This window comes from Butyricimonas sp., assembly GCF_019423355.1.
Classification (GTDB): domain Bacteria; phylum Bacteroidota; class Bacteroidia; order Bacteroidales; family Marinifilaceae; genus Butyricimonas; species Butyricimonas faecihominis.
Genome location: NZ_JAHZBP010000004.1, coordinates 1 through 20,961, shown reverse-complemented (window position 1 = coordinate 20,961; position 20,961 = coordinate 1). Strand labels below are relative to the sequence as shown.

General features: G+C 36.2%; 20 protein-coding genes. 2 read left to right on the top strand and 18 right to left on the bottom strand.

What is annotated here, in order from left to right; translation table 11 throughout:
• Positions 1-15: 15 nt before the first annotated feature.
• The 14 genes from QVC79_RS06575 to QVC79_RS06510 form a co-directional block, all read right to left on the bottom strand.
• Positions 16-1,038 carry a polysaccharide deacetylase family protein gene (locus QVC79_RS06575; RefSeq protein ID WP_270592031.1) on the bottom strand — a complete coding sequence of 341 codons (1,023 nt, stop codon included), beginning with the start codon at positions 1,036-1,038 and terminating at the stop codon, positions 16-18.
• A gap of 8 nt (positions 1,039-1,046) precedes the next feature.
• Complete coding sequence (locus QVC79_RS06570) at positions 1,047-2,249, bottom strand: Coenzyme F420 hydrogenase/dehydrogenase, beta subunit C-terminal domain (RefSeq protein WP_270592030.1); 1,203 nt, start codon at positions 2,247-2,249, stop codon at positions 1,047-1,049.
• An 18-nt stretch (positions 2,250-2,267) separates the two neighbouring features.
• On the bottom strand, positions 2,268-3,326 hold the full coding sequence (locus tag QVC79_RS06565; protein ID WP_270592029.1) for a polysaccharide pyruvyl transferase family protein: 1,059 nt from the start codon (positions 3,324-3,326) through the stop codon (positions 2,268-2,270).
• Positions 3,298-4,317 (bottom strand): O-antigen ligase family protein, encoded by a 1,020-nt coding sequence (locus QVC79_RS06560; RefSeq protein WP_287642459.1) that lies wholly within the window; start codon positions 4,315-4,317, stop codon positions 3,298-3,300. The genes QVC79_RS06565 and QVC79_RS06560 overlap by 29 nt, the downstream gene beginning before the upstream one ends.
• 281 nt (positions 4,318-4,598) lie before the next feature.
• Positions 4,599-5,666 carry a glycosyltransferase family protein gene (locus QVC79_RS06555; protein ID WP_287642458.1) on the bottom strand — a complete coding sequence of 356 codons (1,068 nt, stop codon included), beginning with the start codon at positions 5,664-5,666 and terminating at the stop codon, positions 4,599-4,601.
• A 56-nt stretch (positions 5,667-5,722) separates the two neighbouring features.
• The gene (locus QVC79_RS06550) at positions 5,723-7,195 is read right to left on the bottom strand and encodes an oligosaccharide flippase family protein (protein WP_270592026.1); all 1,473 of its coding nucleotides are present in this window, start codon (positions 7,193-7,195) and stop codon (positions 5,723-5,725) included.
• Between the two features lie 71 nt (positions 7,196-7,266).
• A complete protein-coding gene (locus tag QVC79_RS06545; RefSeq protein WP_270592025.1) occupies positions 7,267-7,488 on the bottom strand; it encodes a phosphopantetheine-binding protein in 222 nt (73 codons plus the stop codon).
• A gap of 4 nt (positions 7,489-7,492) precedes the next feature.
• Positions 7,493-8,167, bottom strand: coding sequence for a PglD-related sugar-binding protein (locus QVC79_RS06540; RefSeq protein WP_270592022.1), 675 nt, complete (start codon positions 8,165-8,167; stop codon positions 7,493-7,495).
• Position 8,168: 1 nt separating this feature from the next.
• Positions 8,169-8,840, bottom strand: coding sequence for a hypothetical protein (locus tag QVC79_RS06535; RefSeq protein WP_270592020.1), 672 nt, complete (start codon positions 8,838-8,840; stop codon positions 8,169-8,171).
• A gap of 7 nt (positions 8,841-8,847) precedes the next feature.
• Positions 8,848-9,888: an aminotransferase class V-fold PLP-dependent enzyme gene (locus QVC79_RS06530; RefSeq protein WP_353844569.1), complete on the bottom strand. Its 1,041-nt coding sequence runs from the start codon at positions 9,886-9,888 to the stop codon at positions 8,848-8,850.
• Positions 9,889-9,911: 23 nt separating this feature from the next.
• The gene (locus QVC79_RS06525) at positions 9,912-11,000 is read right to left on the bottom strand and encodes a DegT/DnrJ/EryC1/StrS family aminotransferase (RefSeq protein ID WP_270592017.1); all 1,089 of its coding nucleotides are present in this window, start codon (positions 10,998-11,000) and stop codon (positions 9,912-9,914) included.
• 2 nt (positions 11,001-11,002) lie between these two features.
• The gene (locus tag QVC79_RS06520) at positions 11,003-12,025 is read right to left on the bottom strand and encodes a polysaccharide biosynthesis protein (RefSeq protein WP_270592015.1); all 1,023 of its coding nucleotides are present in this window, start codon (positions 12,023-12,025) and stop codon (positions 11,003-11,005) included.
• 196 nt (positions 12,026-12,221) lie between these two features.
• Positions 12,222-12,974: a hypothetical protein gene (locus QVC79_RS06515; protein WP_270592014.1), complete on the bottom strand. Its 753-nt coding sequence runs from the start codon at positions 12,972-12,974 to the stop codon at positions 12,222-12,224.
• Between the two features lie 9 nt (positions 12,975-12,983).
• Positions 12,984-13,505, bottom strand: a complete 522-nt coding sequence (locus QVC79_RS06510; RefSeq protein ID WP_270592011.1) for a UpxY family transcription antiterminator — start codon at positions 13,503-13,505, stop codon at positions 12,984-12,986.
• 713 nt (positions 13,506-14,218) lie between these two features.
• On the opposite strand from QVC79_RS06510, the gene QVC79_RS06505 reads away from it, so the two are divergent.
• Positions 14,219-15,985: an outer membrane beta-barrel family protein gene (locus tag QVC79_RS06505; RefSeq protein ID WP_270592006.1), complete on the top strand. Its 1,767-nt coding sequence runs from the start codon at positions 14,219-14,221 to the stop codon at positions 15,983-15,985.
• Positions 15,986-16,092: 107 nt separating this feature from the next.
• Here QVC79_RS06505 and QVC79_RS06500 read toward each other — a convergent pair whose 3' ends face one another.
• The 3 genes from QVC79_RS06500 to QVC79_RS06490 all read right to left on the bottom strand — a co-directional run bounded on the left by QVC79_RS06500 (position 16,093) and on the right by QVC79_RS06490 (position 19,317).
• Positions 16,093-17,346 (bottom strand): ATP-binding protein, encoded by a 1,254-nt coding sequence (locus QVC79_RS06500; protein ID WP_270592003.1) that lies wholly within the window; start codon positions 17,344-17,346, stop codon positions 16,093-16,095.
• A gap of 270 nt (positions 17,347-17,616) precedes the next feature.
• Complete coding sequence (locus QVC79_RS06495; RefSeq protein WP_027201871.1) at positions 17,617-18,462, bottom strand: 3-hydroxybutyryl-CoA dehydrogenase; 846 nt, start codon at positions 18,460-18,462, stop codon at positions 17,617-17,619.
• Positions 18,463-18,537: 75 nt separating this feature from the next.
• Complete coding sequence (locus tag QVC79_RS06490; RefSeq protein WP_270592001.1) at positions 18,538-19,317, bottom strand: short-chain-enoyl-CoA hydratase; 780 nt, start codon at positions 19,315-19,317, stop codon at positions 18,538-18,540.
• A 97-nt stretch (positions 19,318-19,414) separates the two neighbouring features.
• Here QVC79_RS06490 and QVC79_RS06485 point away from each other — a divergent pair, with 97 nt between their 5' ends.
• Positions 19,415-20,011 carry a MarC family protein gene (locus QVC79_RS06485; RefSeq protein ID WP_087420684.1) on the top strand — a complete coding sequence of 199 codons (597 nt, stop codon included), beginning with the start codon at positions 19,415-19,417 and terminating at the stop codon, positions 20,009-20,011.
• A 112-nt stretch (positions 20,012-20,123) separates the two neighbouring features.
• Here QVC79_RS06485 and QVC79_RS06480 read toward each other — a convergent pair whose 3' ends face one another.
• Positions 20,124-20,774 carry a tetratricopeptide repeat protein gene (locus QVC79_RS06480; protein WP_087420682.1) on the bottom strand — a complete coding sequence of 217 codons (651 nt, stop codon included), beginning with the start codon at positions 20,772-20,774 and terminating at the stop codon, positions 20,124-20,126.
• Positions 20,775-20,961 lie beyond the last annotated feature (187 nt).

The window sequence follows — 20,961 nt, the reverse complement described above, 5'->3', positions numbered from 1 at the left end:
TAATCAAATAAAAAATCAACAAACTAGAGCTACAATAAGGAATATAACAAACAATGTAATTACCCCATACAATATTGATATGGCAAGTTTAACTTTATTATTACTTTTACGAATACTCCATGCTCTTATTAAAAAGTACTTAAATTGACGTATAAATCCTTTTGTCGTTACGATATTTTCTTTAGTGTCTCTCTGTGGAACATCTACATACTCAAGATCCTTCTCTGCTATAAATCTTAAATGTTTTGACTCATCTACATATTTCAGAATTGTTTTAAAATGTTCTATCGCTCGTTTATTTATCGTTGGATTATCCGGATTTTCAAGAAAATTTATAAAAGAAAAACTATGTAAAAACAGTATAATAACCTCTTTGTTCGGTGATTTTGCATACAGATCCAATATATGACACATTTCCTTTGGACAATCGACTGCTTCAATTTTATCAAAACGTTGATAAATGGAACTAAATTTAAAACTTCTAAAAATGGTAACAGGAAATTCGATAAGATTTTTATATTTCTGAGGAAGAACATAAGCAACTTCTGGTTTTATTCCACACCATTTTTGAGAATAAAATTCAGAGAAATCATATTTGTATCCTAATTCGTTAATTATATCAAGAGTATCTACATTAGCACCATATTTCCCTGCACGGAAAGATTTGGGCACTTCCCCAGTTATTTCATAATATTTGTCTGTACATTTTTTGATAATAGAATATTGCTCCTCTTTCGTATAATCAAATAAAAAGTGACGTGTTTCATTCGGCATATGATGCGGATGAATATGTACTCCCACATCGTGATCTCTTTTACGAATCGACAGTATTACTTCTTTAATTTTTTCATACCCATAATCCCAAATTTCTGGAATATCTACAAAAAACAGTCCTTTTACCTGGAAAGAGTCACATATATCCATTATTTTAGATATTCCATAATATTCCCCATTAACGGTTTTTCCCCAAATTTGGTATAAAACAGGATCATGTCCACGAGGACCTTCTACATCGATTGTTAAAATAGCATCCTTCATACTTTTAGCTAGCTTTTTCTCACTTTAAAAGAAAATAATTGATTCATTATATTTTGAGGGATTGCTCTCATCAATAAACATTTAAGCCGACATTTTATACTTTTTTCTTTATACGCTTTATCAATAACACCAAAACCGCTTTCTAACCATACATCAAGAATAGTATCTCTTTGAGAAGGTTTTACAGAGGGTCTAACCAAACAACCATTATTAACCATGATCTTAGAAATATCTGTAGAAATCATTTTTAAAGATCCCTTAATTTTATCAAATACATTTTCTGCTTTATTACTATTCAAAATCACACCAGAAACGGTACTACCTATAGGAAACTCGTTATGATACTTCTCCCAACCCCAATAATCACATAAAGTAATATCACCCGGTCGATCAGAAGAAGCATAATTACAATTATAACAACTCTCACGGTATATATAGGACATCATATAGAGATAATTGTATGTATCCTCTGGCCAATTCCTAAAATAAGTCTTGTTACTCCTATTCGTTTTATAAGAAAAGAAACAAGACATACCATTATTTACTTGTCGTTTAGCCCTAAATGTGTATTTTTCGATCTTCCCATTTCGTAAAGACAAATAATTCAAGTAACTATTATAAAAGGCTTGAGAAGGAACTCCATGACAAACAATATCAACAGTCAGAATATTTTCTTTATAAATTTTAGGCGTACAATTATTTACAGCAGACACTTGACACGGAGTTCCTGCAAATAGTACTTTTCTACCCTCTTTCAAATCATGCAGTATCTGGTGATAAATATTCCCTAAATTACTTTGAACATACTTTGACCTCAATATTTGAGGTAATTCTTCTAGCTTATCTATACGTATATGTTTTACAACAAATTCAAAATCCATCGTACATCCGTATACAATCCAACCATTATTGATTAAGTAAGCCGCAATTACACCAAAAATACCACCAGACGAACTTGACATTCTCAAACTTTCATCTACAGCCATCGCAGCATAAACCGCTTTATGTGATTTCTTTTCGATATGAAGAGTTGGACACACATTTTTACATCTTCCACAATCAATACATCGAGACTCATCTATTGCTGGAACAACAAACCTATATTTATCATAACTATACTCTAATGCTTGCTTCGGACACACATTTATACATACTCCACATCCAGTACAATCCAAAGACTTAACGATATTTATAATACTATTTTCAAGCATCGTGCCTTTTATTCTTTATCAATTTTGTATTCCTTGAAGCAATATATTTTTAGATATTGAAATGAATTTTTCGAGCTCTTTGTTAATTTCTGAGTAATTGATCTTCTCATATATAACAACTATATCGCTTTCATTAGAAATTATATGATTGGTTAATCGACATAAATTCAGCATACTTTCGATACGCTCTCCATTCTTCTTAGGTAAAATTACCCCAAATTTTTTATTAAATATCAAAGAAAACGCCGTCGCATGAAAAGAACTTGAAATAACAATTTCAGCATGTAAAATAAGAGAAAGGAAATCATAAGGTCCCAAATCTTTTATATGCATATCGCATACACATCGAGTCCGATTACCACCTATCAGAACTACTTCAAATTCAGTTTTGTTTTTTACATCATTTACAATACAATTTAAAAGATCACTTTTCTCTGACAAATAAACCACAACATACTTCCCCTTTATCTGTCTTGATGTCATTCCTTTGTAATCATCAGCAGAAAGCAAAAATACAGGATCACACACCCATGAAACCTTTCGTTGAAGTTTATCAGATAATACATAACTATTACTTTCTTCTCTCACAGAAATCATTGAAAAATTTTGTATTCTAGACGCAATTAAATTAAGTTCATCATTGGGAATTATTTTCTTACCGATACTAGTTGCATATGAAATCTTCTTTTTTCCATCAACAAACTCCAAATAATATGAAAGATCTCTACCACAATCATAATCCATATTCCAGAGTTGATCGCTCCCAGTAATATATACATCCGCATTAAAATCAAATTTTACAAGATCGTTAAACGAATGATAGCTTGAGGCCGTCAAAAACATTGTATCGTTGATAAATTTCTCATATTTCCTTTTAACTTTTATTTCATTTTTAAAGAACAATATTTTACGTAAATATCCCTTGATTTTATTTTTACCAATTGTACCATAAGGGGGACGATAATCAATTATTTCAACATCATACCCCTCTTTCAATAAATAATGTTGCAAAGCATAGGCCTGAAATACTGACCCAGGATTATATATGCTATGTAATGTGACAATTTTTAATTTCATTTAACATTTCCTCCTTTTTGGGTGCATATAATATAAATGATAACATAATTACAAATTGTGCCGAACTGTATATACTGCTTGAAAAACCAAACATAATCACAATTAGCAATATCATTTTTGATACAGTAATTCGTTTTTTTGCAATAGTATACAACGAACCAACAAATAAAATAAAACCAATTATACCCGAAGATACCAAGATATACGCATTGGTATTCATATATTCATCCGCAGTTTCATATATAGTGGTAATACCATAAATATCTTTAAACTGAATGAAATTACCAAAACCACTACCAAAAATCTGAAAAAATGTAGGCATTTCAAAATAAAAACTCATTCCTCTCAAAACACGCACAACAGATGAGCCTTCGGTAATAGATGTATCTCCTAATAAAAATAGCCTTTCAAATACTCGCTTAGTGATATCATTTGAGGCAATCATAACTATTCCTGCTGTCATTATCGAAAACACAAGAATAGTTGTGATCAAACCGCTTTTCTTACGATTCTTACCATTAAATAACACCCAGATACCCCAGCAAACAACAATTGCAACATATGCATTCACTGAAAAGGTTAAAACTAAGGCAATGGTATACAAAAAAGAGGTTGTAAAATCCTTTATTTTACCTACAGCAGGAAATAACTCTAATAATAAAGCAACAGAAAGAAAATGAGCACAGACCGCTGGTTCTGAAAAAAAACCACTTACACGCAAATATCCATCATAACTCGCACTTCTACCAATTCTTTCCAATAACTCTTCGCCTAGATAACCACCTGAAATATTAGTTTTAAGAAATGGAATTACATTAGGTAATTGAACTCCTAATAGGGAATAGGTGATATATTGAACCACCATATAGATACTAAGGATTATGGCTATTCTCTTTATAATCTTTAAAGCATATGTATAGTTAAAATATTCTGCCCCAAAAATAAAAACAACAGAAAAATAAAATGCATCTCGAAGAACTCTTTCTCCCATATCAAGAGGATCATAGAATGCCGTACATAAAAATACTATACTAATTACTAGAGTTGAAAAGAATGCATATAATAGATACCAACAGAAACAATTACATCTTAATCTCCTATGCTTTGATATCATATCAGGAATCATAACGCCTATCAACAATATAATCCATAACTCTCCAACAGATACCGTAGGAATAGGAGTTGCATACATAATGATTGCAGGCATTAACAACACCGATACGGTAAAGATTCTAGACTGTCTGCTAGCCTCTTTTTCCGAGCGATTCGAATTCATTGATTAGCAAATTCTTGAATTTTATTCAAATAAATTTTATCTTCTTCCAATACAGTATCTAACTCTCTTGTAACATTATTAATGAATTTATTATAATCCAAATTCTCATAATAATTATATATATCATCAGCACAAGTATTTGAATCAAAGTTTATAGATATGCCTAATCCTTTCTCTTGAAGACGGTGCCCTGAATAAGTATTAATATTTCCCACAAGAGGTTTTTTGTATATCAAACAGTCGTAATACTTATTAGCTAGTGCTCGATTACAGTTAAAATCGCACGGATAATAATAAAGTAACATATCAGCTTTATTTATAAAACACTCCTTTTCTTCATTGTTGTAAGTTCCTTTTACTGTAATATTTGAATAACCACTTACTATTTGGACAAAAGATTCCGTATCATTTCCTCTTCCCACAATGTATATTTCAAATCTTTCATCATTTCCAAATATCTCGGCAAGCCTATTATTATACTGCTCACCACGACTTATTCCAATATGAAGTAGAGTAATTTTACCGTTTCCCCGCCTAGTAAAAGAATTTGCTGATGCAGAAATTGCAAGATCCTTATACCTAAAGTTATGGGCCATAAAATAACTATCTATACCATACACTTTAGCAAATTCAGGAGATGACATGCAAGTGAAATATGAATTATCAATTATCTTTTTTACAAGTTTCCGATACAAACTATTTTGTTCAAAACTCAAATCTCTAAAATCAAATATATATTTCCGTTTGAATTTTTTATGTGTCAAGGGATAACACATTACAGCGATTTGAGTGGTCAGAAAAATAAGTTTTTCATATTTTCGGATTCTTATTGTATTGTAAACAAACCAAGCAAACCTACAAAAACCAAATATTTTTTCCCATTTAGGAACATCAACATTATTTTGTACATCAAAAACTCTATAATTAGCTGGAAATTTATTTTGAGAGCCATCTCTATCCCACAAAACAAGTTCATAATTTATTCCTATTTTATTGAATGTATCCAAATATTTATCCACATATGGACAAGTATTTAGATTATTGCTAAGAATAATCCCTATCATTCCCTATTATATAAATTCAATTATACTTACTAAATTTTAACAATAACATTTCTTATTCAAATTTTACTTCTCAAATACCGGAATAAATCTATCCCAAAATACTTACGAGAAACATATAAAGAAAATATACAAGAAAAAAATACTAACAAACCTCCTATCAGATATTCCAACACAAGATTATCTAACGTACAAACAACAGTTGCACTGACAGCTAATCCCAACACGACAATAACAATCTTTACAAACAGACGATCAAAATGAATTTTATATAGTTGATAAACGACAGTTGTCATAATTAACATATGAATAATACCCAATACTGTCATTGATATACCCATTCCTAACAAACCATAAAATTGATAAAAAACAAGACTGATTCCTAACTGTAATACACGATATAAAATAGCTATAATTGTAAACAATTTCATTTTAAATTTTGCAACAAGAATCATATCTACTTGATTAGAACAAATAGTTACCAATGTACCCCAAATAGCCACTCTAATAAACTCTACCGTGGGAGAAAACTCTTTTGAATATAAAATTTGGACAAAGAATGGTAACAAAAAAAGAAAAAGGACAACTAAAGGACAACAAAGTACAAGACTGACTGAAGCCTGTTTATTTAATTCTTTTTGTAACAAAATATTATCATTATTAATAGCAGCAATCCGAGGATAATAATCCGTAGTAAGAGCAGTAATTATAATTCCAAAATAACCATTTAAAATCATAAGTCCTGCATTATAAAATCCGACATCCTGTAAACCTCCATATGCCCTCATGTAGGCTGATATAGCAAGAGCGACTATATTCGCAAGAAAAGAAGCAAAAACCAATGCTATCCCCATTTTTATCATGGATGAAGCATTTGTTATAACTTCATTTATTGTCAAAACAACATGCTCATAACGAATCTTTCTTACATAATAATTAGAGAAAAACAATGCCACTAAAGCACAAACGATTAATGACGGAACAACACCTTGCAATCCATACAAATAGTACATCGGTCCCCCTACGACAAGACCAGCCACAGCCCCTAGCATACTTGCTTTTGCCAAAGATCTTAACTGTCTCATTCCTTTCAAAACAGCAAGCTGTCCATCTGTCAAAATTCTCGCCACAACGACAATAGAAAGAAGCATAAAAGCAAACGTATAATCTCGATTTCCCAATGTCCATTCACTTAACCAAGGGGATAGCAGAAGTGTTACAATTCCTCCCAGCATACTTGTAACTATTATAATTCGATTCGTTACAGAAATTGTCGATGAAAAACGTTTATTATCATCTTTTGCATTTGCTTCTGATATATCCCTCACTGCACTTTGAGAAATTCCTAAACTAGTGCCAGATTTTATAAATTCTAAAGTATTATTATATATACCCACTATTCCCATACCCTCTGCGCCAAGCAATACAGCAACAATTTTATTCGTGATAACTTTTATAAGGATATTAAAAACCTGTACGAATCCAAAAAGAAAAGTTGTTTTAAAAATATTTTTATATGATTCCTCTTTCATGAATTTTATACCCTTTCATTACCCATGCGCATTTTAATCTTAAATATTAGATCAACACTACATCTCAAGCATTACTTCAATTTATTTAAAATATCCCCGACAGTAGATACAATACCATCCTCAAAAATATCAATATCAAATTCATCTTCAATACGAACAGTTAATTCTGCCAAATCAAAAGAAGTAAATCCTAAATCATCACGTAACAAACAATTTATAGAGATCTCATTTAAGGATTCCATTCCTTTATGTTCACGAATCAAATTAATAATAGCTAAAACTTTTTCTTCCATACAATTATTTTTTTAACTTATTTCTCATATACTCTTTTATCGTTATTGCAGGTACTCCTATCCACATGTGTTGTCCATTGGTACGCAAATTATCTACGACCGCCGATCCCACAGCAACTAAAGTATCATCTTCAATTACGACATCGTGTGTCGCAGATACACCCGCTCCAATATAACAATCTTCTCCAATCAAGATACCACTTGATAAGTTAACCCCTGTACCTAAAGTCGAGTGTGCACAAATTTTTGTTTCATGGGCAATATTACAAGCATATGCCAAATGAACATTTTCTTCTAATATAACATTTGATCCAAGTACACATGAAGCATTTACCACACATCCTTCTTTTATTATAACATCTTTATATACGATAACTGAAGGATGAACAAGTGTTGCGAAATGCAATCCAAGTTTTTTTATTTTATCCCAAATTTTTCTTCTTATCACTCGATCTGTCGGATTAGCAATAGATGATATATATTGAGTATTCGGATAATCTTTTGCCAAATTGATTTCTCCCAAAACTTGATACCCACTAATTACTTTACCATGCAAATTCACATTATCATCCAAAAAACCAACAATATTCCAAGTTGGTTGAACATGATTAATCGCATCAATAATACCAACAATATCAACACCAGATCCCCCAGCGCCCAGAATTATCAAATCTTTCATTCTATTTCTTTTTATACATCACCTTTTGAATATATAAAACTCCTTTTTCATCTTCTATACATCCATTAGGGTAAGGATCTTCTAGACAACGAAAAAAATTATATAACTGTTCAGTATCCATTTGTATAAAATCCTCTTTAGACAAAACACTATCTTCAGGTTTACGTTTCGGACGAACGATATCTTCCGCTGGCCATTGCTTCCAAATTATATCGGGATAATCATCCAAATAACGATTAAACAAGACCTTACTCGTTACCGTCAATTGTTCTAATATATCTTCCATATTTCCGGAATAATCTAAATCAACTTCATGAGAATACAAGCGATTATGAGTATGTGCACGAGATGAATTCCGATCATATGTAAAACTAAAGATTCGATGTTTAGAGCGAGTAATTCCGTCTATTATCTGTAATTGAATAGGTGTTCCATAAGAATATCGATCCAATTCTGCACAATGGACTCCTATAGCTTCTATTTTACTTGTGACATCCTCTCCTAACTCTTCACTCCATCCACAAGAAACAATTAAATCATACGCATTCAGATCTAATTGTTTCAGCATTGCCGTTGTCTTAACCAAGATACATTCAGACACCTTGGGATGCTTCTTTACCGTCGGATATACAGCCAACGCCCAATCTCTATAAGCTAAAAATATTACTTTCATTCTTGTTTCATTTATTTTCAAACCACCATCCACAAGGAATGGCCACAAATTTTTTCATAAAATCATTCACTCCACATAATTTTTCCGTATTTCCAAATACAGAATAACAATTGTTATTTAAGTGTACCCCAGAAGCGTAATAACCTTGTTTTCGAAAGTCAAGCATTACCTCAATTTTACGATCACACAAAAAACCGTATACCCAATAATTAGGTTGTATCTGGTCCCTTTGATTCAACCTATAAAACCTTGGATACGTTTGCTCTATAATAATATCCCATTTTTTTGCATTTCTCTGCTGACACTCTAATAACATCATAATTTCGTCCATTTGACAGCAACCGATATAACTATTTATATCGCTCATTGTCGCCCCATAACCAGAAAGGGAAATATCACATTTAGCAGAGATTTCATTATTTTCATCTCGAAAAATATCCCTTCGAATTCCAAAATCACGAGTCAATAACGCTTTCTTATAAAGGTCTGTGTCTTTAAACACAATCGCCCCTCCGTCTATTGTATTGGGTAAACGAACTGTTTGAAAAGAAAAAATAGTCACGTCCGTTCCCAAATTTCCAGTATAATTCCCTTTATATTTACCACCAAAAGCCTCTACACAATCATCTATCACAGGAATTCCATGTTCCATACCAATCATGTTAACTTCATCAACATACCCCACGTAACCACAAAAATGATTATGGAAAATCAAACGAGTTTTATCCGTTATTTTCTGACGCACACTTTCCGGATCCAAAGTTCCCGTTAACGGATCTATATCTGCCCACACGATTTTCAACCCAAATGTTTGTAAAGGTTGATTCGAAGCTAAGCAACTCATTGGTGAAGTTATCACTTCATCTTCCGGATGCAATCCCAATACCGTTAGAGCCACTTGAATTGCAGAAGCATAACTATTCGTGGTTAACAGGTTCTCTATTCCTATAAAATCCCGTAACTTATTCTCGAATGATTTTCCCCACCTCCCATAGGACAACGCACCAGAATGCAGAATAGATTCCAGCTCCGGCAAGTTTTTTGACATATAAGGCTTATAAAGTGGTATCATTACCAACCTTTCTTTATTGTTTCCACTATTCTTTCTCTTTCTTCGTCACCAACCCACCAACCGCAAGGAATATGAACGAACTCCTTGTACCATTTATCCATGTTCGGTAAATTTCTTTTCGATGTTCGAAATATACTATGCGTGTCACTACGATGATGCAAAGGAGAAGCCATCACTCCATTAGCTTCCATCATTCTTATAAAATTCTCTCTATCTTTTACTTTCATCGTGTACAACCAATAAGAAGCTTCCGTGTCGGGAGAATATTGTACCAATTGCACTCCATCCACTCCCGCTAGTACCCGATCATAATATTTCCCGTTTACAATATAACGATTAATAACATCTTCCAAATAACGCATTTGTACATTACCGATTGTCGCATTCACGTTATTCATGGCGTATTTGAACCCCACTTCCGTGATATCATTCTCCAAACGAGAACGTTTTTTATCTAACCCAAACCATCGCAATCTTCTTGCCCTATCAAATTCTTCTACATTCTGCAAGCATAAAAAACCACCATCAACCGTTGTCATATGCTTGATTGCTTGCAATGAAAAAATGGTATAAGGAGAATTACATCCAGTCATTCGTCCTCTATATTTACTACCTAATGCATGGGCCGCATCTTCAATAATAGGAAGATCATACTTTTGAGAAATACGATAAAACTCGTTCATATCACACACCATTCCGGCGTAATGAACTAGCACGATCGCTTTTGTTCTTTCAGATATCATCTTTTCCACGTCATACGGATCTAACAACCCATTGCGAGGATCAACATCTCCCCAAACGACCTTTCCCCCAACCATCGCAATCGAAGTATTTGTCGGTTCGGCTGTCATTGGAGTACTGATCACCTCATCTCCGGATTTCACTCCCGCCAAGATTAAAGCTAAATGAAGAGCATCTGTTCCTGAATGTAAAGCTAAGCTCAACGGATTTTTTAAATATCCTCGGAATTTATCTTCAAATTGATACACGGCTTCCCCTTCGGCTATATAACCACTATAAAGGATCTTTTCCAATTCTGGCATCAACACTTCTCTAGCCGGGATAAACGGTTTAACTAATGGTATCATGCTTATTTTCTATAAGTTTTTAATTCTTCCTGCACATAATCAAGAGTTAATAATAGTCGTTTTAACTCCTCGATAGACAACCGATGAGTATTTTCCGAATTATACTCATCATGAATTAGTTTCGGACCATCCTTTTGGACGTATTTTGTGTAATTTAAATCCCGAAAATCTGCCGGGACACGGTAAAAACCATCCAAGTCTATAGCTTTGGACATTTCCTCTTTCGTACATAATGTCTCGTACATTTTCTCACTATGACGTGCCCCTATAATTTTTATCTCGTTATCCGCTTGAAATAATTCCCTAACCGCAATTGCTAGATCACCAATTGTAGCAGCCGGAGCTTTTTGAACAAAAAGATCTCCCGGTTCTGCATGTGCAAAAGCATACAAAACTAAATTCACCGCATCATCTAAAGACATCATAAAACGAGTCATTTCCGGTACAGTCACCGTCATTGGAACTCTTTCTTTAATTTGTTTGATAAACAATGGAATTATCGAACCTCGGGAACACATCACATTACCATAACGCGTGGCACAAATAACACCTCCGTTATCTTGAACTCGCTGATCACGTGCTTTAGAAATAGCCAACTTTTCCATTAACGCCTTTGTCATCCCCATGGCGTTAATTGGATAGGCAGCTTTATCCGTACTTAACACGACAACCTTTTTCACGTTATTTCTCGCCGCTGCCTCCAAAACGTTTTCCGCACCATACAAATTTGTACAAATAGCCTGCATCGGATAAAATTCACAAGACGGTACTTGCTTTAATGCTGCTGCGTGAAACACATAATCCACCCCTCTCATTGCATTATTTATACTATCAAAATCCCGGACATTACCTATTATAAAGTTCAATTTATCATTCTTCAATTCAATCCGCATATCCTCTTGTTTTTTCTCATCCCGAGAAAAAATACGAATCTCTCTCAAATCAGAATTTAAAAAATGTTTCAAAACAGCATTACCAAAAGAACCAGTTCCTCCGGTAATCATCAATACTTTATTTTTAAACATGTTACAATTATTTATTGAGGCAAGTAATATTTTATATACAAGCGAATTACTCTTCAAATAGTAGTATTTCCTCCCAAAGCTTCATATCAATTTAGGATACCATAAAGGTACCCTTTGACTATTCGCATATACTATAAACAACCTTGAAACTCAAACTAAGACGTAAAATAATTATTTCTCAAGCTAAACTTGAATATTAAATCTCTATATTCATTTTTCCGTACAACGAATTGTATTCTGTAAACCTTTGTTTTGCTAAAACATAAAATAGGTTTATCAATGATTCTAATGCACCCAAATTACATTTTGTTATTTCATTTTCCCACTGTTGTACACGAACTGCCCAACGTACACACTCTTCCGTCATACGTCTTTGCTCTTCAACAGGAGCTTCCATTTTCCCTACAACACTCTCATAAAAACCAATTGCATTCCACCAAGCAACCAATTCCTCTAGACTTGTTATACGACTTAATCCCAAAGTCTCCGTCACAAGACTTCCCGCTAACAATCCACATTCTTCCTCCCCCGTAAAATAATAACAACTACAAAGCAACCTACAAATATTCGGTGTACGACAAGGCAATACAATCTTATCACTCCCCTTGGGAATAAGAATTTCATAAGCAGCATCCAACGCCACATCCAAGAATTTTATATCCGAATACAATAAGTAAGCATCCATCAAATCCACCACATACCCCGCACGAGTATCTACCGGAAGATCTTTATCCTTCAACAATTCTTGAATAACCCGAGCTATCTCTCGTATTCGATCGTGAATATCCCAAAGACTACCATACTCGTCTTCCAACCATGGGTACACCCGTACCATCGAATAAACCGACAAGTAACCGTGCAAGAGTCCCGACAGAGACGAGGGAGGACAATCTTTCAACGCCAATCCACACACCTGCTTGTACACTCCTCGAAATAAATTCTTTTCCATTATTCCCTATTACTCTATTTTCTGTAAAAACGAACTCGGTATATAAGACGTGGCAATAGACGCCACACCATCCAATCGAATGACAACCCGCTTGTGCCCTTTCAAGCGCACCAATTCTCCTTCCAAACCCGACAAAGGCCCTTTGATCACTCGTACACGATCACCTCTTTTCAAGTCCTTATTAAGCACTTCCACGCCATCAGTAGAAAAGTCCAACAAGAACATGAAATCTTCCATTTGTTTATCCGGGATAATCAATGAACGACGTTCTTCACGATCTTTCAAGTAAACAATATTCAACAGATGATCGTTTAGTAATGAAAAACTAGTCGCTTTATCTGTCCGGATAAATATCATCCCGTGAATCAGGATAACCCGGATCTTTTTTCGACCAAGTGGAGTTTCGCGTACCCGCTCTTCCTGCGGCAGGTAATTTTCTACTCCTAATTCGTCTAATTTCTTTTTAATGACCAATTCTTGATTTACACGGGTATAGGCGGCATACCAGTTTAATTTATCAGTCGTTATCATTGATTGTTTTTTTAACAAAAGCTCGTGTTTATACCGGCAATTTCGAAGATTACGACCCGACTGGATGCGCTTCGCGCACTAACCCTACCACGAGTCCTGATTTATTGCCATGTGTTCTGTACGCTATACTTAAACAGCAATAACGCATAGAAGCTGTCCGCATAAACATCATTTCCTATAAAAAAACGATCGTTTAATGATATTAACACCTAATTGATTTTTACAATTTTCAACAGACACATTAACCAACTGATTGTTAAATCGAAAAAAATATTTCACTTCCATTTGCGCTATATGAAAATTTAGTATATTTGCAACGCATTAAACGATCATTTTAAGATATATAAATCACCCTTAAATCAAGCTCCACTACCACCATTCCTATAAAAACAAATTCAAATTATATTTACCAACATATCACCCCTATTCCTACCCTAAACCAACCCAAATAAAGAAGTAATCTAACCCAAATAATCTCCCTCATTCAGAGTTCATTCGAAACTTACACGTAGCTCATACATTGCCAAATGAATAAGCTTCGACTAAGCTTCGAGACATCATCGAAAAAGTGGGATTATCACCCTAGCATCTCCATTACTTCTCGTGAGTTTCTCTCCAGAAACCACAAATTACAAAAAATCTTAAAACGCCCCAGCAAGCGCAAGTTTTCACATATATCCCTTGTCAAACATATAAAACAACCATGTAGATATATGAAAAAGCGCATCACACAAATACTCTTCAGCCTTCTTACCTTTTGCACGAATGCCGACATTTACGCCCAAGAAAACGAGAAAAAGACCAAGAACCCATGGAGCGGTTCAGTTTCCCTCAACTATGATTTCACGAACAATTTCACGGGAAACGTAAACCTAGGATATACACAAAAGAATTGGGATCTATTCCTAGATTATTCCGGACATTCGGATCGCATCGAAATCAGCAGTGAGTTATTTCGCTCTTTTTCGGCAGAAACATCTCAACTATTAGAGACAGAACAACACCATTTAAGCCATTCCGTAGCTATCCAATTAGATATGCGCCCTTCTTCTCGTAACCTTTTCCTATGGAATCTCAAACTACAATTCCCCAAGATCACGACAAACCGGGATATAAATAATCGCACGCAAACAAAAGAATATGACCTACACCATCGAATAGCATTCAGCCGGAAAACAATTGAAGGTTCCTTATTCTACAAACACATCTACGAAACAAACAAACACGAACTATCGCTAAACGGGATCTTCTCCCACACGAAAGATGCCCGCCCAAGCACGTATCAAATCGATGATCTCCTCACCTATACCACCACCGGAAACGAGAAACCGGAATTCGTCCGCCTGCAAATAGATTATCTCTATACATTCGAAAACCAAGGGCAACTCGAAACCGGAATTCAATTTTTTTCCAGATGGAATAAAACCCGATACAATCTTCATGACACGGAAGAAACCCTCGACAATTGGTTATCAAATTTGCCCCCCAATGATGGTCTCAACCACCGTGAATATATCTACACGGCACATCTCTCCTACTCCCGACAACAAGGAGAATTTTGGCTCTATAAAATAGGGATACTCGCCGATTACGATATCACCCGCACCAAGCTCATGGAAAACACAGACAAACATAATTTTGATCGATTCTACTTTTACCCGCACCTAACACTCCAATACACGCCTTCCGACCAGCAAGAACTGGCCTTTCATTTTACGAGAAAGGCCGCACACCCGGATTACACCCAGCTAAATCCATTTACAAACCCGATCGATCACCAAACATTCGAGCAAGGTAACCCGCTATTACGCCCCGAAATCACGAACCGGGCTGAAATCAATTATCTTCTACACGGGGAAAAGATCCAACTGAACGGGAATCTTTATTTCAATTCCACCAAAAGGTTTATCACCCCTGTCACGTTATTTTCGGAAGACAACACGTTAACCCTGTCTTACACGAATGGTAACATGGAAAACAAGGTCGGCTTGGACATCAATCTATCCGGATCTCCCACCTCATGGATGACAATCACACCTTCCATATCCCTCGTCCACGCTCATGCCAACGGGAAATATCAAGGAATAAACCTTCATGTTGACGATTTCTCCTGGTCGGGCAACTTGGAATTAAACTTAAATTCTAAAAAACATACCGAATTTCAAGCCCTCTTCTCTTATCAATCACCAACAAAGGTTCCACAATTCAAAATTGAAGAGAATTACCATCTCGATCTGGCAATCAAACAAGGTTTCTTTGATAATCGCCTTCAAGTCAGTTTCTCCGTTTCCGACGTCTTCGACACGTCCGAATGGCAAGCCCGTTCAAACACGGACACCTATCGTCTGGCAAATTACAGCAAAGAAGCCACCCATGCTTACTGGATCGGGCTAACATTCAATTTTAACAACTTCAAATCCCGTTCATCAGCAGACGATTCTCACCCGCAAAAACGCCAAATAATACAACTAGGACAATAAGAATCAAAATATTTTGTAAATAACTCTCATTTCAATATGATCTGGTTACAACAAGCAAACCATACAAACAGGTCGACACAAAAGTTCTCCTTCTTTCTTGAGAACTTTTATCCTTTCAAACTCTCCTTATCCATCAAGAACTCGTAGATATTCATAAAGATAATGCCACTATCATCATGGTATTTCTTTATAGGCTCTTCCGTTATAACGAACTTCAAGAAACTATCATCTATATTCTTCAAAGAACGAAGTTCCTGTTCACGTTTTTCCTTTGTAGGCAGCCGTAAAGCAGACTGGATGTAGAACCGTTTACTTCCTTGATTGCATACGAAATCAACCTCTAATTGTTTGCGTTGGCTAATCCCTTGCTCATTTTTAGTATTAAGAACTACGACACCCACATCTACAGCCAAACCACGAACACGAAGCTCGTTATAAACCATATTTTCCATTAAATGTGTCACTTCTTGCTGACGAAAATTAATGCGGGCATTTCGTAAACCAATATCAGAGAAATAGTATTTTGCCGGAGTATCAATATACTTACGCCCCTTAATATCATAACGAACCGACTTTTCCAGAAGAAATACATCTTGTAAAATATCAAGATAATTTTTGATCGTGTTATATGATATCTTACTATGCTTGACCGTCGCAAATGTATTCTCAATTTTTATTGGATTAATCAATCCTCCTACCGATGAAGCCACGACATCGATCAACTCTTCCAAATCACTGTCATTCCTAATTTTGTAGCGTTCCTTAATATCCGTGAGATATACTTTCTCAAACAGGCTATTCAGATATTCCATTTTTTTTGTTTCATCGAATAGGGTTACTATTTGAGGTAATCCTCCATAAGTCATGTATTCCTCTAAAGCCTGCTCCCGGCTACCATTATAAACCGACATAAATTCCCGAAAACAAAGTGGAAACACTTTTATTTCTTCTCCTCTTCCACGAAACTCGGTTATAACGTCTTTAGACAGAAATTTGGAGTTACTTCCCGTTACATACACATCCGCATTTTTTACTTTTAGATAGCTATTAAGGACATCCTCAAACTCGTTTACGTGCTGCACTTCATCAAGAAGAATATAGTACATTTGGCTATCAGTCATTTTACCATCGATATATTCCAAAAGAGCATCCGGATTACGCAAGGCTTTATTACGTCGATCCTCCAAATCTACTTGTATTATGTGATTCTCATCCACTCCTTCCTCTATCAGATAGTTGTAGAAAAGAGTAAACAACAGGTATGATTTACCACAACGACGCATACCTGTTATGATTTTAATCATATCGTTATGCTTACTATCAATAAGCTGCTTAAGGTAAATATCTCGTTTTATCTCCATAACTAATATAAAATTATTGCGTATTTACGCATTTTCTCTCAACAAAGAAAAACAAATAATTCCGGCTTTCCAATACCTATTGAAAATTATTGCGTATTTACGTACTTCTTCTCTGTGGGATAATACAAGACAGACAATAACTTCTAAAAATCACTAGCGGTGTTCTAAGGTGTCTGTCTATCAATAAACGGGAATTTAATTCATTAAAAGGAGGGATTTTCAATGAGAGGCATGTCAAAACACACCTCTCTTATGAACTTTATAAACTTTTTATTTCCGGTAATCATAGAAACCGATTCCGGTCTTACGTCCCAACAAGTTGGCACGAACCATTTTCCGTAATAACGGGTGAGGGCGATACTTGGAATCACCGAATTCATTATACAGCACTTCCATGATAGCCAGACACACGTCCAAACCGATCAAGTCTCCCAATGCCAAAGGTCCCATCGGGTGGTTAGCCCCTAATTTCATGGCCTCGTCAATCTCTTCCTTGGTAGCAACACCGTCAGCGTAAATTCCAATACCCTCGTTTACCATCGGGATCAGGATTCTATTTACCACGAAACCGGGAGCCTCGTTCACGCTTACCGGGGTCTTACCCACTTCTGCAGCGATTGCCATCACCTTGTCGTGAACCTCCTGAGAAGTCAACTGCCCTTTAATCACCTCAACCAATTTCATCATCGGCACCGGGTTAAAGAAATGCATACCGATCACTTTCTCCGGACGACTCGTTGCAGCAGCAATTTCCGTGATAGAAAGAGAAGAAGTATTCGTGGCCAAGATAGCTTCCGGCTTGCAGATCGCATCCAACGTTTTGAATATCTCGTTCTTGGTTGCCATATCCTCGGCAACCACCTCGATCACCAAATCAGCATCTTTACAATCCTCGTATGCCATCGTGTCCTTGATGCGGGCATTGATAGCATCCTTCTCGGCAGCTTCCATCTTGCCTTTTTCTACCAACTTGGAAAGGCTCTTCTCGATAGCCTTGTGAGCTTTACCTAAAGATGCCTCTGAACGACCTTTTAACAACACGTCATGCCCGGCTTGAGCAAAGGTTTGGGCAATACCATTACCCATCGTACCTGTACCTACAACGCAAATTTTCATTTCCTCTTAATTTAAAACCTTCAAATATATAATATCAAATTCTCTATTATCGTACAAACGCTAGCTTTTCAGCTTTTATCTTTTCTTGAATTCCGCTCCTCTTTTGCCTAGAAATGCCTGCATTCCTTCTTTCTGATCCTCAGTTGAAAAACAAAGTCCGAACAAATCACTTTCGATGGAAATGCCCGTGTCAATATCTGTCTCCACTCCCCGGTTAATCGCCTCTTTAGCATAACGTACTGCCAGTGGAGCTTTTGCTGCGATCTTCTTCGCCATGGCCATACATTCATCCATCAGCGCTTCCGGTTCCACCACCTTGTTCACCAACCCGATACGATAGGCCTCCTCGGCGACAATCACGTCTGCCGTGTAGATCAGCTCTTTTGCCTTACCCAATCCCACGATACGCGGTAACCGTTGTGTACCGGAGAATCCCGGGGTGATCCCCAACCCTACTTCCGGTTGTCCGAATTTAGCTTTCACCGAAGCGATACGGATGTCACAAGCCATGGCTAACTCACATCCCCCCCCTAGCGCGAAACCATTTACACCGGCAATAACCACCTTGTTCAACAATTCGATTTTGCGGAAAACTGCCGCACCCAGCTCTCCAAATGCTTTCCCCTCCACCGCATTCAACGTACTCATCTGGGATATATCCGCTCCCGCCACGAACGAGCGTCCTTCACCCGTCAGAATGACAACATCAACACTATCATCCTCTCCGATAGCCGTAAAGGCTGCATCCAATTCTTTCAAAATCGTCGAATTCAAAGCATTCAACGCCTCCGGGTTATTAATTTTAACCGTGCAAATATTATCCTGTTTCTCGACAATTAGTTTCGTATACGCCATAACTTTTCTATTTTGATTCATTTTGATAACACCTCTTGTTTCTGTATCTTTGTAGGCAAAAATAACCTTTAATCAAGAATAAACCAATCTTTTTGATATGAGTTTTTCAGACATTAGTATACAAGAACTTGCAAGTGCTTTCATGGTCCTGTTTGCCGTAATTGACATCACGGGAGCCGTGCCTATCATTAATGATATTCAAAATAAAGGACACAAAATTAGTGCCATAAAAGCCGCTTTGGCATCCTATATTCTTCTCGTGGCATTCCTTTTCGTTGGGGATGGTCTACTCAACTTGTTCAGCGTGGACATTTCCTCGTTTGCCGTGGCCGGTTCTCTCGTGATCTTCGTACTGGCAGTAGAAATGATCTTCGGAATCCCTATTTTCAAAAATGACGGTCCATCAGGAACGGCATCCATTGTACCGCTAGTATTTCCCTTGATCGTGGGAGCCGGAACATTAACGACTTTATTGGCTTTGCGGGCGGAATATCATACCATCAATATTATTATCGCCTTAACCCTAAACATTATTGTCGTCTATTTCGTACTAAAAAATGTATCGCTGGTCGAAAAGGTATTCGGGAAAGGCGGGGTTTATATATTACGTAAATTCTTAGGTATCATTCTCCTCGCCATTTCGGTTAAACTCTTTACCAGCAACCTCACATCACTGATTGATATTTTCAAATAAAGAGGCCCAAAGCCTCTTTATTTGTTACAAGTTACAAGTTGAACTATGCCCTGCAAGTTACAAGTTAAATCAAGTAACCTGTAACCCATAAACCTGCAACTTGTAACAATCGCTATCGGCAATAGCGATTAATGTAAGCATTCACACTCGTCACTCCCAGTGATTTAGCTTTCCGCCAATCGGCACACGCCTCCTTGCGTTTTCCGGTACTGAAATAAGCAATTCCCCGGTTCGCATAAATAGCACCGTTATCCTTGTTCAGCTTGAGAGAATAAGTATAGTCCGGTATCGCCTTCGCAAATTCACGCTGCTTCAAATAACAATTCCCCCGGTTCAAATAATAAGCGTACACCAACTCGTATTCTTCCCCATTTTTCTTAGCGTATTGGATTGCCAGAGAATACTCCTTAATGGCTGCCGCATAATTCTGTTGATTCTGATAAATATTCCCCAAATAATAACAAAGTTCGTCATCTTCCTCAAATATCCCCTTTCCTTTCACTAGAAACTCCTTCAGCAAAGAAATCTGGTTCGTGTGAGTACAAGCTGTATTCAAAGACGAGTAAACCTCTCGTAATTTCGGATTCAACCGATTAGCCGCGATCAATTTTTGAACAGCATCTTTATAATCTCCATTTTCTATATCCGTATTTGCCTCGTTCAACAACTCGATCGGTTTATTGACCGCACTCACGTCAACCTGACCTGTTGCCATACTGGTTATAGCAACCAAGGTCATCAATAACAAAGTGACTTTTCTCATAATCTGGCGATAAATTAGTGTTTGTGTGTTTCGAATCCCAAAAATAATGAAAAGGAATTAAAAAGCAAATCCACATCGCTAAAAAAGTCCACATCGTTTACAAAGTCATAAGGTTTATAAGGAGGCTATCCAAAAAGGCACACCCTTTTTTCGGACACAACTTTTGTGATTAGGGAAAATAGTTGAT